The 13,852-nt window shown below is 51.8% G+C and carries 10 protein-coding genes; 2 read left to right on the forward strand and 8 right to left on the reverse strand.

Annotated features, from left to right (window positions below; translation table 11 throughout):
- Nucleotides 1-335: 335 nt before the first annotated feature.
- Complete coding sequence (locus tag ACAW74_RS20100; protein WP_370700019.1) at nucleotides 336-1,133, reverse strand: helix-turn-helix domain-containing protein; 798 nt, start codon at nucleotides 1,131-1,133, stop codon at nucleotides 336-338.
- 94 nt (nucleotides 1,134-1,227) lie between these two features.
- On the reverse strand, nucleotides 1,228-2,271 hold the full coding sequence (locus tag ACAW74_RS20105; protein ID WP_370700020.1) for an SDR family oxidoreductase: 1,044 nt from the start codon (nucleotides 2,269-2,271) through the stop codon (nucleotides 1,228-1,230).
- Between the two features lie 268 nt (nucleotides 2,272-2,539).
- On the opposite strand from ACAW74_RS20105, the gene ACAW74_RS20110 reads away from it, so the two are divergent.
- Complete coding sequence (locus tag ACAW74_RS20110) at nucleotides 2,540-2,800, forward strand: response regulator transcription factor (protein ID WP_370700021.1); 261 nt, start codon at nucleotides 2,540-2,542, stop codon at nucleotides 2,798-2,800.
- Between the two features lie 72 nt (nucleotides 2,801-2,872).
- Here ACAW74_RS20110 and ACAW74_RS20115 read toward each other — a convergent pair whose 3' ends face one another.
- From ACAW74_RS20115 to ACAW74_RS20125, 3 genes are all read right to left on the reverse strand, one after another.
- Entirely contained in the window at nucleotides 2,873-5,479 is a 2,607-nt protein-coding gene (locus ACAW74_RS20115) for a permease prefix domain 2-containing transporter (protein WP_370700022.1), read from the reverse strand.
- 12 nt (nucleotides 5,480-5,491) lie between these two features.
- Nucleotides 5,492-5,827 carry a PadR family transcriptional regulator gene (locus tag ACAW74_RS20120; RefSeq protein ID WP_370700023.1) on the reverse strand — a complete coding sequence of 112 codons (336 nt, stop codon included), beginning with the start codon at nucleotides 5,825-5,827 and terminating at the stop codon, nucleotides 5,492-5,494.
- Nucleotides 5,828-5,959: 132 nt separating this feature from the next.
- Nucleotides 5,960-6,676 (reverse strand): DUF5020 family protein, encoded by a 717-nt coding sequence (locus ACAW74_RS20125; RefSeq protein WP_370700024.1) that lies wholly within the window; start codon nucleotides 6,674-6,676, stop codon nucleotides 5,960-5,962.
- A gap of 154 nt (nucleotides 6,677-6,830) precedes the next feature.
- Between ACAW74_RS20125 and ACAW74_RS20130 the strand changes: the two genes are divergently transcribed.
- Nucleotides 6,831-8,003 carry a hypothetical protein gene (locus ACAW74_RS20130; RefSeq protein ID WP_370700025.1) on the forward strand — a complete coding sequence of 391 codons (1,173 nt, stop codon included), beginning with the start codon at nucleotides 6,831-6,833 and terminating at the stop codon, nucleotides 8,001-8,003.
- Nucleotides 8,004-8,023: 20 nt separating this feature from the next.
- Here the strand turns inward: ACAW74_RS20130 and ACAW74_RS20135 are convergent, their stop codons facing one another.
- Genes ACAW74_RS20135 through ACAW74_RS20145 form a run of 3 tightly spaced genes read right to left on the reverse strand, consistent with a single transcriptional unit; the run spans nucleotide 8,024 to nucleotide 13,718 of the window.
- The gene (locus tag ACAW74_RS20135) at nucleotides 8,024-10,657 is read right to left on the reverse strand and encodes an ABC transporter permease (RefSeq protein ID WP_370700026.1); all 2,634 of its coding nucleotides are present in this window, start codon (nucleotides 10,655-10,657) and stop codon (nucleotides 8,024-8,026) included.
- Between the two features lie 2 nt (nucleotides 10,658-10,659).
- Nucleotides 10,660-13,383, reverse strand: coding sequence for an ABC transporter permease (locus ACAW74_RS20140; RefSeq protein WP_370700027.1), 2,724 nt, complete (start codon nucleotides 13,381-13,383; stop codon nucleotides 10,660-10,662).
- The gene (locus ACAW74_RS20145; RefSeq protein ID WP_370700390.1) at nucleotides 13,380-13,718 is read right to left on the reverse strand and encodes a PadR family transcriptional regulator; all 339 of its coding nucleotides are present in this window, start codon (nucleotides 13,716-13,718) and stop codon (nucleotides 13,380-13,382) included. Before ACAW74_RS20145 ends, ACAW74_RS20140 begins: the two co-directional genes overlap by 4 nt.
- Between the last annotated feature and the right edge of the window lie 134 nt (nucleotides 13,719-13,852).

The raw sequence follows: 13,852 nt of genomic DNA on the forward strand, positions 1-13,852 counted from the left end.
AGTTCTGTATATGTATAACAAACGACTTGCCAAGAACTCAAAAAGGCTCATTCTGCACAGAATGAGCCTTTTTGAGTTCTAACTGACTGCTAGAAAATGTCCAGAATCGGACAGGCAGGTGTACACAGATGGACAAGCCAGATTAGGCTTTTTGTTGATGCTTTGGCAGTGTGGCGGTTCTTCAATGTCCTGTCTGCCCAGTGCCGCTACTAGTTGGGTGTGTGCTGATTTATAGCTGGCAAACGCGGTAGAATAGGCTGGGTGTTAGCCACCCATAGCCACTATCTTGATTAAGACCTGGCCCCTCATCCGATTTCAGACTCAACCACGCCAACTCACTGCTTTAGGGCTGTTAGTTGAGTGGGGGCAAGACCGAACTGTTTTTTGAAGGCAAAAGAAAAATGAGACAGGTTTTCAAAACCGACTTCCAGATACACATCCGATGCCTTCCTGCCTTTTTTATCCAGCAAGAAATACGCCTCATTAAGGCGCTTCTGCACAAGCCACCGGCTGGGTGTGTCGTTGAAAATTCGCTTGAAATCCTGCTTGAAACTAGTCAGGCTACGGCCAGTCAGGTACGCAAAGCGGTCGAGGGTTACGTTGAACCGGAAGTTTCGGTTCATGTAAGCTTCCAGGTCAATCTTCTCAGGGGCACCGAAATCGAAAAAAAACGCGGCCAGTCTCGGGTTCTTCTTCAGCAGGATCAACAGCAGTTCCCGGCGCTTTACGTCGAGCAGATCGGTATCGACAGTGCCCATTTCGTTGAAATAGGTGTTGAGGGATTGAATAAAATTCTCGATCAGCGGATCCGGGCTCAGTTTGATAATCGCATCGGGTGATTTCGTCTGGTCGGTCGGGATCGCGTACTGCTGCTGAAAATCCTTCAGGAAAGCCTGATCGAAAACAACAACCACCTTCTCAAACTTCCCATCAACGGGAAGTTTGTTGTATTTGGCCAGTTGGTTTCGCCGGGCGATGCCACAATTGCCAGCCTTGATGGTGTATTCTTTATGGCTGTCATAGACCATCATGGTGCCCGCTGTCAGATATAGAAAGAAGTGCTCCGGAATGAACTGCTCAGGCGAGATTTCAGGACCGATGTAGCAGGAGGCTATTGTGCTTGGGTTCATCATATCCAGGTAGGCTTTGGCCCGTTTGCAATAACACTTAGGTCAAGTATCTGTTTTGGTGCTTCATTATAGTCGCCTTAATCGGGGCCCGATCTTATTACTTGACTGCACCAAATTTTATCAGACTGTCGGCCGTTGCCAGCAGTGCTTCTTCATTGCTGCGGGGTTGCCAGCCCAGCAATTTTTTAGCCTTTTCGTTGCTGGCGGTTCGGTATCTACCCAGCAGCGGAACCACATTCCGGGCTGTCGGGCTGAACAAGGCGGCCCCGCGAACTACCCAATCCGGCATGCGCTTGGTAGAAATGGTTTTGAGACGGTCGCCGAGTTTGGTTTTCATCAGTAGGGCAATTTCGGGCAAGGTCATAACGTCGCCGGCGATAGCCAGAAACCGCTGACCTTTGGCAACCGGACTAGTCATGGCCCGGATGTGCAGATCAGCCACATCACGAACATCCACGATGCTCAAAGTCATGTTCGGCACTCGTTTCATAGACCCATCCAGTACGCGCTTCAACAGTTCGAAACCGCTCGACAGATCGGGGCTCAGCGACGGACCGAAGATGCCAACCGGATTAACGACCGAAAGTTCCAGCTCACCGCCTTCTCGCTCGATAAAATCCCAGGCGGCTCGTTCGGCCAGTACTTTCGATTTGTTGTAGGCCGACAGACCCTGCTCATTTGGATCCGTCCAGCTTTCTTCAGTGATGATTTTCGTCGTATCGGTATGGCTGTAGCCAACAGCGCCGAAGTTCGACGTCATCACAACCCGTTTTACACCTGCGTCCCGGGCGGCTCCCAGGACGCGAAGGGTGCCTTCTACGGCCGGCTTAATCATGTCGTTCTCGTCGTTGGGTACGTTCAAACTAATGGGAGAAGCAACGTGAAGTACATAGCTGCAATCCGTTGCCGCTGCGGCCCAATTGTCGTTTTTCAGTAAGTCAGCTTCAATAAAGGACAGCTTGTTGAACGCGGTGATCCCTCCGTTTTTCAACATGTCGATGACCGCCTCCTGTCTTTTTAGCGATCGGACGGTTGTCTTGACGGTGTACCCGTTTTGTAGAAGTTGCAAAATGCAGTGCACGCCCAAAAAGCCGGTTCCGCCGGTTACAAGTACGCAATCTTTCGTGTCTGTCATTGTCATTTTTCAGGAACATTAACTCGACAAATATCCGTGGGTGACCGGCTCTTCACTTTGTTGAAACGTCGGAAGTTGCTTTGCTGAGAAGCCAAGCTTGGCGGGATTGAGAGCGTGTTTTTGAGTTACGGTTGAACGGGCATCAGTCCTGTACTACGAGATACCCGCCGCAAAGACAGCTCGGTTAACTTTAGCACACGTTTTTGCCTTTCCAGTCGAACCTGCTGTTGACAACACAGGTTGGGACCCGTGATGGAGGACTCGACTGGCTGTTGTGCGGCGCAAGACATATTTCAGCCTGTCGGCCTCGATACTTCTCAACAAACCCGCTGCCATTGGGCTGCTGGTCCTCACCCGGCGGGAGCGCGAGATTCTGGTCGAGATCGCCGCCGACCTCACCAGCCAGCAGATTGCCGATCAGCTCTTCGTAGCTGTAGGCACCGTCAGCAGTCACCGCAAAAACAGGCTGGCCAAGTACAACGTACAGAACACGGCTCAACTCATCAAATTGGCCATTACTGAAAAACTGACCTGACAGACGGTATAGACGTGGCTTTCTCCTAATCTGTTTTTCCTGCCGGTGCTGGTATCTGGCTAACCAGGCGTGTTACTCTGCTTTCAATGTCCGTGCCGGGTTCGTCTGGGCCGCTTTCCACGAAAAGAAACCCACAGCGCCTATTGCAATACCTATGACAAAAAACAACAGTACAGCCATGGCTGCATAGCCTATGCCATTGTTAAATACGAGGTAACTATTCGCGTACACGGCAATCACTATACCTAATGGTATGGCTATCACAGTAGCAATCGTCAGTAATTTGATAAAGTCGACGGACATTAGTTTTATCACGTCAAAAACAGTAGCGCCCATCACTTTTCGAATACCGATTTCTTTGGTCCGCTTTTCCAAACTATACGTAAGTATGCCGATAAGGCCTAATATGGCGACGACAAGAATTACAATAGTTTCCATGCCGGCAAACTGCATATCTTCATAGGGATAATACCGTTCGTACATATCGGTATCCAGCCACGACGCATTCATTTCCAGGTAGGGATTGTGCCTTGCCCAGAGTTCTCTAATGCTTGCTTCGAGTGATTTTCGGTCAATTACAGAGCTGGTTTTTACGCATAATACCTTAAACAAGGCCGGTTGATACTGAAAAACGACAGGCTCTATTTTATGTTCATAGTCGTAGTGGCAAAAATTAGCAACGACGCCTATGATAGTAGCGGAAAGCGTATCATTCAGTAGGATGGTTTTTCCAATAGCGTCCTGTTCAGTACCGAGATTGAGGTCGTCTACGGTTTTTTGGTTCACGACGATCATCGGCGACGGAGTTGCCGAATGACGTTGAATCAAATTAGTGCCCGCTACTATATGCAGACCCATATTGTCTATAAAATTATGATCGACGGCATAATAAAAGGCTGGTTTTGCTGCGTCGGTTTTTTTGCTCTTTATGCCTGAATAAGCGGGCGCAATTCCGAAGTTGAGTGACGTGTAGCCTACTTGTTGTACTTCGTTAAGCCCAGAGACATCGGTGGCAAATCGTTCGTTCTGATTGCCTGCCAGGTTTATAGTGAGGATATCGGTACGTTGAAAATTCTCATTGTCATTGGCCATGTAATCAATTTGATGATACATGTGCCCAATAAAAAAGACATAAACGAGCGCTATTGTAAACTGAACAATAATCAACGATTTACGAAAGCCTATTTTGCCGAAACTAGCAGGTGAAACACTGCCTTTCAGTACATTTATTGGTTGATAAGCCGATAAAATGAGACTGGGGGATGCGCCGGCTATCAAGCCCAGTATCAAGTTGAAAACGAAAAATAAGAGGATAAGATAGCCCAGGTGGTCAATATCCCAGGTAAGCCAGGAGATGTGAATTTCCTGTTTTATGAACCATAACAGAAACAGGCCAAGGCCAAGGGCTATGTATGAAACTAATACAGATTCCGTTAAAAATTGGAAGATAAGTTGAAATTTTGTAGCCCCCATCACCTTCCGCACGCCGACTTCACGGCCTCGGTTGATCGAGCGTGCCAGCGTGAGATTGATATAATTTAAGGAAGCCAGCAAGATGACAATTAGCTGAAAGGCAAAATTGATATAAATGCTTCTGATATCCTGAACATACGGGTCGTTTTCTAGCGCTTCTTTTGCCGGTGAAATATCCGCTAAACTCTGAGCTTTAAAATATAATTTTTTGTCAGCCGTGCTTTCAATTAGTTTGTTGATTTTACTTGACACGTTAGTTAGTTGTTTGCCAAACTCGCTGGTTGATCTGCCTTTGGCTAGTTTGATAAAGGTATGTGCCTTAAGCGTAGACCAATCTGTTGTATCACCCGTTTTAGCTGAATAACTGGCAAATGAAGCAATGACGTCCGTTCTAAATTGCGTTTTCTGCTGATCAAACGGTTTTAAAACGCCGACAACTTTGAAATTTCCATAGGCTGGATGCTCAAGAACGGCGCCGATGGGATCGGCCTCTTTAAAAAACCACTGTGCTGTTTCATGCGTGAGCGCAATCGTATTGGGTTCGATGGGATAGATCCCTTTTTCCAGCGGAAATGAAAAGAGTTTAAAAAAGGAGGTATCCGTATAAATGGCACGTACATTTTTTGTTTTGATGGTGCTGCTCAAAAGCCATTTAGGCTCTCGTACGATAGTTGCCGTATGCTCTATACCTGCCAGATTTTCGTTAACGTACCTGCCCAGTGGTACGGGGCTTGAGGCCCAAGTTAATTGCTCACCGTTAGCCTGCTCTTCATCTGTTATTACTCGTATGATTCGTTCGCTATCCTGGTGAAAAGTATCGTATTCGTAATAATTAACAATCTGGATCAAGGCCATTAAAGCTGAAGGTATAGCCAGGCTTAAGCCCAAGATATTAATTGCGGAAAAGAGCTTATATTTTACCAGATTCCGAAAAGCGATTGTCAGATAGTTGCGTAGCATGATTGCATTACTTGGGTAAGAAAACGTTGACGGTTGTCGGCGGATGAAGCGGGGGCGTACGTAAGCGAGCACGTCGCGCCAGTAGCGGCGTTTCGCCCGGAACGTATCCAACCGCTGGGTACGTCGGTAATGGCGCTCGTGCAGATCGCCCAGCACCTCTTCGCGCAGATGAGGCGCCACCAGCCAGTTGAGCAGCCAGTCGGGCCAGCGCGGCGGACGGGGGCCTTGTGATGGGTCAGTGGGCATGGCGTGGCAGTGTTAAGTCCATGTCAGCTTGGCCTGAGGCACAATGCGGTCCCACAGGTTATTCCGCACAGTACGTACCTCGCTCAGCACACGCCCGCCCAAGGCCGTCACGGTGAAGAGTCGCTTCCGTCGGCCACCGCGCTCGGGGGTAGCCTCGCCCAGTTCCGATCGGAGGTAGCCTTTTTGCTCCAGCCGTTGCAGGGCCGCGTGGACCGCCCCGGTGCTGATGGTCTGCCCCGTTTCCTGTTCCAGCTCTTCGGCAATGGCTACCGAGTAGGCTTTGGGCACCAGCACGGCTACAGCCAGCAGCACTACCTCTTCAAACTCACCTAAATCACTTCGTCGCATAAGAAACAACTGGTACAGCTGATATCATCTATTTCAGTATGTCAAATGCTCTGCCAAAGTCAGAAAACCCCTTCACCGCTTTCAGATGACTATAAGGCGTGGTCGGACAGTTAGAAACGGCTGTGCCTTTACCTAGAATTGGTTTTTCAACGCGAGTGTCGGATATACCTGCACCTGGTTTTCATTGGTCAATACATGGTAAAACAGATTAATTCGTGAACCCACGGAGACCGCTTTGGTCAGTTTGACCCAGCACTGCGGATCGCCAAAAAAAGCGACCTTTTTGCCACTCAATTCTTTAGTGAAATCAGTGCCCTGATTCCGGTTCTCACTCCAGGCAACCAGACTACCCGCCACCAGAATTCGGTAGTTGGCAAATCCTCTTCCGAAATAGAACGTAAGCTGTGGGTCATGACTTGGTCTGGGAAATGTACTGAGTCGATATACCAAACTAGCACTGAACCAGGCACCCCGCCATTGAAACGGATAGGCTATACCAACGCCAGCCGTATTGGTCAGGTAATAACCGTAGGCGGGTGGTGCCACACCCAGCCCGCCACTATACGTGAGCGACAGATAAACTTTAGGTTGCCAATAGCGTAGATTCTTGGAGACCTGCAAAAAAAGCTGGCCGATGTTGTTATTTTCGCCAGTGAAGTCGGCCTGCATTTTTAGTAGAAATGAGCCTGTCGAATCATTCCCCTTGAAGTATTCGAAGGTCATCGACGCAAAATTTCGTCGGTTTAAATCGGCATTGATCGAATGCCTGAAATCATAATGAAGCTGAAGTTGCTGCGCCCGACCAGCCAGGGCGGAACCGACTAAAAGTAAAAGCAGGACGTTTTTCATAAAGAGCGATCTTTTTGCAAAGCTTCGGCTCACGAGAAAAACAGCTCGGTATTCGGGCGGAAACGTCACGGAATTATGAATACCGGTCAATCAGGCCTATGCTGCGGGCCCTGTTCAGGTTCCAGCTACCAGCTTATATTAGTTTACTGTAAAAATGGATGAACTTGACCGGCGGGCATTTGCCGATTTAGTGGGTGCTGTAGTCGTAAAGTGCTTTGGTCATCCGATGGATGCCCCACTTTCGGAGCCGGAGAGCAAACACCTAAGCATCCAGATCGAAGCGCATACAGGCCTGGTTATCGGGTGGCGGAGCATCAAGAATTACGTGGCTTTCCTGCTTAATCCCTCGTTGAGCAAACAGGAAAATCCATCAGTAGCCACACTCGATACATTGGCCCGCTACGTATTCGATGCGCCGCCTATTTCTGAAGCCGAACGCAAGAAAACGGAACCGCATTTCCCCTACTGGTTCCGTTTTCGCGAGCAGATCAGTCTGCTGCCAATGGCTGAGCAGCCCGAAAAAAAGAGGCGAAAAAGCCCTGTATCGCTTGTCTTGGTCGGCCTGTTGGTAGTGATTGGGGTCAGTTGCTTTTTTCTTTTCCGACGAGCCGATTTAGAACGGGTACAGGATGATTTTCAGGTCACCGACGAAGCCGCGATGAGCCGTAATGGCTGGTTTCTTAAAGACAAGAACGAGCGCTTCTGGAATCGACGGGCGCAACAGCCCGGCCAGTTAACCCTCTTCACGCTCAAAGGCGATAACTGGCCTCAGGCGGGCGAAAAACCTCGCATTCAAAACCTGCTGCTGCGGGAGATTCACGATGACTGTTTCCGCACCGATCTGCATGTCAAAGGCTTTATTCCTGGCGGAAATTGGCAGCAGGTGGGCCTTTTACTGCTCGAAGACAGCCTGTTTACGGGAAAAAGTATTCGCCTGTCTCTTTCCTATAACAACTATTTCGGTGGGTACGTAAAGCCGGGTGAAGTCCTGCTTCAGGCTATCGCCTCTCACGGCCTCGGCGACGACCACCTGGAAGAGTTCATTCACCAGCCGCTGTTTCCGGTTGGCACTACAGCTGACCAGCGTATTGCCGCCACTAACCTGAAAAACGTAGCCTTTCGTATCGAGAAGCAGGGACAGAAATTTCGGTTTTTGTATTCGGCCAGCCCGGTCGACAATTTTTCGTTCAAAGAAGTGGCAACCTACGAAGTCAATATGACGCCGAAGTACATTGGCCTGTTCGCGTTGAAAGGCTTCGTCGACACGACGGCTATCCTTCCTGTTTCTGTCCGCTCTTTCCGGCTGGAAGGGCTGCGTTGTGACTAGACTTGATCCTTGTACTCGGTTTACTCGCTCCGCAGGCTCTTGACCGGGTTCATCAATGCTGCCTTCACTGAGCGATAGCCGACCGTAAGGATAGCAACCAGGAACGTACCCAGCATGGCCAACGCGAATACGTCAGGCCCGATGCTTACCTGGTCTTTGAAGGTTTGCAGCCACTGGTTCATGGCAAGCCAGGCCACCGGAACCGCGACGATAAACGCGAGTAAAATCAGGCGGGTAAACTCACCGGCGAAGATCCAGATGATCTGGCTCAGGCTACTGCCCAGCACCTTGCGGATGCCGATTTCTTTGGTTTTCTGAGCGGCCATAAACGATACCAGCCCGTATAGACCCAGACAGCCAATAAAAATGGCAATGCCGGCAAATACCTGAATCAGTTTCAGCATCAGCGATTCGGTCTCATAAAACTCGGCAATCTGCTCATCGAGAAACTGATAGGTAAACACCTGATCGGGGTGTGTCTGGCTCCAGAGGGTTTCCAGAGCCACCAGGGTTGACTGCGCCATCGACAAGTCGATCTTCACTGCGTAATAATCGTAGTTTTCGGCGATCGTACTGATGCACATTGGCTCAATGTCGGCATGAAACGATTTGTCATGAAAATCCTGGATAACGCCCACGATGGGGCCCTTGAATCGGTCGCCGTTCAGGCTGAGCATTTTGCCCAATACGGCGTCGGGCGAGGCGAGGTTGAGCTTACGAACGAAGGCTTCATTGACCACAAACTCCCGGACTGAATCGGCGGGGTACACGTTCCGGCCGGTTACCAGTTGTAGACCGAACAACGGGATGAACTGATCGTCGCCCCCTCGCACATTGACGGCAAACGGTTCATCTTCGGGGCGGTTGTCATACCGGGGCGAGGTGCTCCAGTTGCTACTTGAAGCGGGGGCCGCCTGGCAGAGCGCCACCTTTTTTACACCTGCCAGCGCCGAAAACCGATCGGCCACCGAGTGCCGCGTCTGCGGTTTTGAATCGGTAGCCAGCGATACCATCACGACAGCCTCTTTATCGAACCCCAGTTCGGCCTGTTGGGCGTAGCGCATCTGGTTGGCAATCACAATGACCCCGATGATCAGGATCTGCGAAATAGCGAACTGCGTCACGATCAGTGCCCGGCGGGTATTAAAACCACCTATAGCCTGCTGCGATAACCGCCCTTTCAAGGCAAGGATTGGTTGAAAGCGAGCCAGAATAAGCCCCGGATAGGCCCCCGAAAAGAGCGTTACCAGCACGGTCAGGATCAATGCGAACACGGGCAATCGCCAGTCGGTCAACAGGTTGAGACTCAGCCGTGCTCCAAACCACTCATTGACAAACGGCAGCAGCGCGAATGAGCTTAGCAGAGCCAGCAGCAGCGCCGTTACGGTGATCAGGCTGGTCTCGGCCATAAATTGCCAGAACAACTGCCCCCGGATACTGCCCAGCACCTTCCGAACACCCACTTCCTTCGACCGGTTGAGCGCCTGTGCCGTAGCCAGGTTGACGAAGTTGACGCAGGCGGTAGTGAGCAGAAACAAGCCAACGCAGGCCAGCACCCAGAGATTGGTTTTAGTCATAGCGCCGCCATAGCGGGCATCAAAATGCATGTCGGCCAGCGGTTGCAGCTTGTAGTGGTGCACGTTTTTGCTGGTCGGCCGGTATTTTTTGACGTAGGCGGGAAATACCCGCTCAACCTGCTGTGGGCTGATGCCGGGGCGTAGCCGCAGAAAACATTGCATCGAACTGACAATGCCACCCCAGGAGTCATCACTGGCTAACCACTCATCGTATTGTTTTAGTGTGCTATACGAGGCGAAAATTTCCGCTCGCAGATCCGTATTGACGGGCAGGTCTTTCAGTACACCAACAATGCGGAGATCCACCCGGTTGTTCATCCGAATCGTCTGGTTGATCGGGCTGGCAGCGCCAAAATACTTGCGGGCCAGCCGTTCGGTCAGGATCGCCGTGTTCGGTTCGGTCAGGGTGGTTACCTGATGGCCATTGGTGAGCGGATAATTGAACATGTCGAAGAAATCCGCTTCAGCAAAGGCTACCCCTTCCGGCTCTTTGTATTTGTCCATAGCCTGCCCCTGCTTTACCGTGATCAGCATGGCATCGAAGGTGGCCAGGCGGGCCACTTTTTCGGCAAACGTATAGTCGGTGCGAAAGGCTTTGCCCAGGGGAGCCGGTACACCCCGCGAGTAGCTGATTGTTTCCCGGTGTTGTTCCGTAACAAGGCGATACGTTCGGTCAGACTGGGGGTGAAAAGTATCGAAGCTCAGGTGATACGTGATGAGCGTGAACAACAAGATCCCGCAGGTTAGCCCCAGGGTCAATCCGGCGACGTTCAATAGCGAATAGGCTCGGTTGCGCGTGAGGTTGCGAAGGGCGATTATAAAATAATTGCGTAGCATAGCCGGATGCAGGGATGATAGCTGTTCGTAGGGTTGTTTTGCTTGTTTACGTCGGCGCACGAAAGGCGGCAGCACCGAAAGAACATTGAGGACGTACCTGAGCGTGGCCTGGGGTTGGCCCGCTCGCTCGTACCAGTAGGCGTAGAGTTCATCGAGGTCGCCTTCGACTTCTTCCAGCGTGTCGTCGGGATGCAGCCACCTCAGCAGCCAACGTACCCAGCGGGGCGGGGTCGGGTTCATGGCTATTCGCTGCGTAGGCTTTTCACCGGGTTCACCAGCGCTGCCCGGATAGTCTGATAACTGATCGTCGCCAGCGCGATGGCCATCGCCAGCACACCCGCTGCCACAAACACCCACCATTGCAGCTCGATGTGGTATGCAAATTCGGCCAGCCACCGACTGGTCGCCCACCAGGCGAGCGGGAACGCGATCCCGTTGGCAATCAGCACCAGCTTCAGAAAGTCTTTCGACAGCAGGGTCGACAAGTTGAGCACACTGGCGCCCAGCACTTTTCGTACGCCGATTTCCTTAATCCGCTGCTCGGCCGCGTAGGTTGCCAATCCAAACAGACCAAGGCAGGCGATGAAAATAGTGGCCAGCGCCACCCAGATTAGCATGGTTTCGCGGCGCTGGTCGTCGAGGTAGAAACGCGCTAGCTGTTCGTCCAGAAAATGGTACTCGAGCAAATGCGTCGGGTCGATACTCGTCAGAATGGCGTTCATCTTTGCCAGCGTAGCCGGTACGTCTTTTCCGTCGATTCGGGCGGCGAAATAGTCGATATTGTGCACCGGATTCTGTTGGTAAGCCAGCACCATCGGGGCGATTTTCTCGCGTAGCGACTGAAAATGAAAGTCCTTGACAATACCGACGACTTGCGCGTTGAAGGGCTGATTGGCCTCGTTGAGGGGCCGGAAGCTACCCCCCATCGCCCGCCCCGGTATATCGACACGCTGTCCGGCGGCTTCGCGGATGCCGAGCAGTTGAGCCGCCGTTTCGTTGAGCAGCACGGCCGCCGAGTCGCTCGCGCCGACAAAGTTCCGGCCGTTTAGCAGCTGCACGCCGAAGGTTTTGACAAACTGTTCGTCGGCACCGATGAAATAGGATACCTTGTGCTCGTCGGTATGACCAACGGGCCGGATTTTGACCGTCGGAATGATTTTCCATTCGCCCGGCACCCGCGAGAGCGCCGACACCTGCCTGACCGACGGGATTCTGCTAAATTCGGTTTTGATGGTTTCGGCGCCCTTACGGATAGCCCCACTGTTGATGTCGACTACCAGTAGCAGTTCTTTGTTGAAGCCAAGGTCTTTGTTGTTGGCAAACTGAACCTGCTGAAACAGCACGATGGTAGCGATGATCATGACGACCGAAATCGTGAACTGAAACACGACCAGCCCCTGCCGGAACGACAGGTTGCCTCTGTTCTGGCGGTTGATGTTTTTTAACAGCAACAGCGGACTGAAGCGCGATAGTAAAAACGCCGGATAACTGCCCGATACCAGGCTGGTAACCACCAGCGCCAGCAGTGCGTACAACCACAGTCGGTAATCGCTGTGGATGCCCAGTGAGAGCGTTTTGTTAGTAAACTCGTTGACAAACGGAAGCAGCCCATTGACGAGCCCTACGGCCAGAACAAATGAAAGCGTAGTAACCACCAGCGACTCGGTCAGAAACTGGTAAATCAGATGGCTCTGAAACGCACCGTTGGCCTTACGAACGCCAATTTCTTTCGATCGGTTAGAGGCCCGGGCTGTAGCCAGATTCATGTAGTTAATGCAGGCGATAAGCAGTACAAACAGGCCTACGATCGCAAAAATCTTGATGTACAGCCAAGCCCCCTGGCTCATTCCTTCAACATTGCCATTGCGGGCACCGTCGACGATGTTATCCGAAAAAAGGTGCATATCGGCCAGAGGTTGCAGCGTAAACGACACCGACGTACCTGGCTCGTGGCGCATATTGGCGTTGAGCAACTGAGTGATTTTTGCCGCTGCCAGATCCGGACTGGCCTGCTCTTTCAGCAGAAAAAACGTTTGGAAGGTCTGAGCGTCCCAATCGGCTATCCAGTCGGTAAACTCACTGTCACTACTGATGGTGGCCTCTGAAACGACCGCGTTGACGGTAAAACTCGAGTTGCGGGGATGATTTTTTAGAACGGCCGTAATTCTGAGTGGCTTATCCAATTCAAAATCGACCGTTTTGCCAACAACCTGTGTGCTGTTGAAGAGCCGTTGCGCCAGTTCCTCCACGATGATAATTGTGTTCGGCTCAGTCAGCGCCGACTTGGTCGAACCATCAACGACTTCAAAATCAAATAGCTCCAGCAAGCCAGCATTGCCAAACGCAATCGTTTCCTGAAACGAGTTTTTGTTTGCCGGATTCGAGATATTAGCCCGTCCCGTTCTGACTAGGCGGGCCGAATTCTCTATTTCACCGATTCGCTTCTTCGCTTCCTCTGCCACCTTGAAGCTCGAAGCGGCGATAGTCAAATCTTCCGTGGGCGTCTTCTTGTGCTGAATAGCCCGGTAAATGCGGTCAGCCCGACTGTGGTGCTGATCGAAGGTCAGTTCATCGAACAGGTACAGGCCAATCAGTAGAAAGCAGGAAAGTCCAAACGTCAGGCCAGCCACGTTGAGCGCGGTGTACAGCTTATGTCGGCCAAGGGTGCGAAAAGCGATTTTCAGGTTGTTGCGTAACATAGCAGGATGCAGATTTGACGGACGTCTGTAATAATCGGGTTGGCGGGTACGTCGGCGCACGAAGGGGGGCAGCACCGAAAGCACGTTGAGCACGTACCTGAGCGTGGCCTGGGGTTGGCCCGCCCGCTCGTACCAGTAAGCGTAGAGTTCGTCGAGGTCACCTTCGACCTCCTCCAGCGTGTCGTGGGGGTGCAGCCGGGTCAGCAGCCAACGTACCCAGCGGGGCGGGGTTGGTTGAGGCTGCGGGTCAAGTTCAGGTACGTTCATAAACCACTGAGTTGAAGCGACTGGGGCGGCACCAGCTGCCAGAGTTCCTGCCGTAGTTGTTGAATCTCCTGCAAGGCCCGGCTCCCTAGGGCCGTTATCCGAAACAGCCGCTTGCGCCGCCCGCCCCGCTCGGCCGTAGCCCCGCCCAGTTCGGAGACCACAAAGCCTTTCTCCTCCAACCGGATGAGCGTGTTATGCACCGCTCCAAACGTGACCACCCGGCCCGTATGCTCTTCCAGTGCCTGACTGACTGTGGCGCCGTAGCCATCACCATCCAGAATGGCTACCATCAGCAACACCACTTCTTCAAATTCGCCCAGGTACGTCCGACGCATGCCCGTTTTTTGATTAGTCTGCATTTTATCGTACAAATAGGCGGCCAAACGATCAATAGCCCTGAAACAGCCTGAATTGGGCTGTTTCAGGCCGTGGCGGCTACGGAACCCTGTCCGTAAATGGACACCGGCTG

This window comes from Fibrella musci (assembly GCF_041321105.1).
GTDB lineage: Bacteria > Bacteroidota > Bacteroidia > Cytophagales > Spirosomataceae > Fibrella > Fibrella musci.